General features: G+C 67.3%; 3 protein-coding genes. 2 read left to right on the forward strand and 1 reads right to left on the reverse strand.

The features are described from left to right. Positions 1-122: NAD-dependent epimerase/dehydratase family protein (locus BR07_RS27225; RefSeq protein ID WP_155957175.1), on the reverse strand; the 122-nt coding region annotated here is incomplete at its 3' end. Positions 123-179: 57 nt separating this feature from the next. Between BR07_RS27225 and rfbA the strand changes: the two genes are divergently transcribed. Continuing rightward, positions 180-1,055 (forward strand): glucose-1-phosphate thymidylyltransferase RfbA, encoded by an 876-nt coding sequence (gene rfbA, locus BR07_RS0122605; protein WP_027507342.1) that lies wholly within the window; start codon positions 180-182, stop codon positions 1,053-1,055. Next, on the forward strand, positions 1,052-1,359 hold a 308-nt coding region (locus BR07_RS0122610; protein ID WP_027507343.1), incomplete at its 3' end, for a dTDP-4-dehydrorhamnose 3,5-epimerase family protein. The genes rfbA and BR07_RS0122610, both read left to right, overlap by 4 nt.

A 1,359-nucleotide genomic window follows, 5' to 3' on the forward strand; every position in this document is an offset into this window, starting at 1 on the left:
TTGTTGCCGGCGTAGGTGAGGGCGTCGAGGACGGTGATCTCGATGTCGGGGCGGGTGCGAGCGGTCAGGTGCACGAAGTTCGCGCCGATGAACCCGGCGCCGCCGGTCACGAGCATTCTCATGGGCGGCACTTTACGTGGGAGAGCGGCGCGAAGCGCAGTCTGAAAGACTCGACCATCATGCGAGGAATCATTCTGGCCGGTGGCACGGGGTCGCGGCTGCATCCGATCACTCAGGGCGTGAGCAAGCAGTTGGTGCCCGTCTACGACAAGCCGATGATCTACTACCCGCTGACCACGCTGATGCTCGCCGGGATCCGCGACATCCTGATCATCACCACCGCGCAGGACGCCGAGCAGTTCCAGCGGCTGCTCGGTGACGGCTCCCAGTTCGGCATCTCGCTGACCTACAAGGTGCAACACGAACCCAACGGCCTCGCGCAGGCGTTCGTGCTGGGTGCCGAGCACATCGGCACCGAGGGCGCCGCGCTGGTGCTGGGGGACAACATCTTCTACGGCCCCGGCCTGGGAACGCAGCTGAGCCGGTTCGGGGACATCGACGGCGGCGCGGTGTTCGCCTACGAGGTCTCCGACCCCACCGCGTACGGGGTCATCGAATTCGACGAGAGCGGCACCGCCCTGTCCTTGGAGGAGAAGCCGACACACCCGCGGTCGAACTACGCGGTGCCGGGGCTGTACTTCTACGACAACGACGTCATCGCCATCGCCCGCGACCTCGCCCCCTCCGCTCGCGGGGAGTACGAGATCACCGACGTCAACCGCCACTACCTCGAGGCGGGGACCCTGCAGGTGCAGGTGCTGCCCCGCGGCACCGCGTGGCTCGACACCGGCACCTTCGAATCGCTCCTCGACGCCTCCAACTACGTGCGCACCATCGAACAGCGCCAAGGCCTCAAGATCGGCGCCCCCGAGGAGGTGGCGTGGCGACGCGGGTTCATCACCGACGACGACCTGCGCGCCCGCGCGCAGACACTGCTCAAGTCCGGATACGGGGCATACCTGCTGGACCTGCTCGAGAGAGGACACCGACCGTGAGCTTCCGCGAACTGCGCGTCCCCGGGGCGTTCGAATTCACTCCCCGCCAGTTCGGCGACGACCGCGGGGTGTTCTTCGAATGGCACAAGGACTCCGCCTTCACCGCCGCCGTCGGGCACCCCCTGGAACTGCTGCAGGCCAACTGCTCGGTCTCCGCCGCCGGTGTGCTCCGCGGGATTCACGTCACCGTCGACCCACCCGGGCAGGCCAAGTACGTCACCTGCACCCGCGGCGCGTTCCTCGACGTCGTGGTCGACCTCCGCAAGGACTCACCGACGTACGGCACCTGGGACTCGGTGCTCAT

Source organism: Rhodococcus sp. UNC23MFCrub1.1, from assembly GCF_000686025.1.
Taxonomy (GTDB): Bacteria; Actinomycetota; Actinomycetes; order Mycobacteriales; family Mycobacteriaceae; genus Rhodococcoides.

Bases quoted from the DNA above. Each gene is read 5' to 3' on its own strand.
- rfbA (WP_027507342.1), top strand. From the start codon at position 180: ATGCGAGGAATCATTCTGGCCGGTGGCACGGGGTCGCGGCTGCATCCG.